This window comes from Bacillus sp. AFS073361 (assembly GCF_002567005.1).
Taxonomy (GTDB): domain Bacteria; phylum Bacillota; class Bacilli; order Bacillales; family Cytobacillaceae; genus Neobacillus.
In genome coordinates, this window is record NZ_NUZU01000062.1 from 1 (window position 1) to 206 (window position 206).

Consider the following 206-nt stretch of genomic DNA (forward strand, 5'->3'; position numbering starts at 1 on the left):
CTTGGTGCTAGCTACTATTATAAGACGAATATGAACGATGATAGCGATAAGATTTTAAAGATTGCGGAAAACTGCGGCCTGTACAAAAAGGACGAAAAGATGCGACTCTATCGACGCAATTACAATAAGGCGAAAAAGTATACAGAGTATGTTTTTAAAATCCCGTTGGGACTCGAGCTACAAGATTTCCTCGATAAATACGGCAA

1 pseudogene is annotated in these 206 nt (G+C 38.8%); it reads left to right on the plus strand.

Features of this window, described 5'->3' with window-relative positions:
* Positions 1–206: pseudogene (locus COJ96_RS29025) on the plus strand (FtsK/SpoIIIE domain-containing protein); the annotation flags it as partial.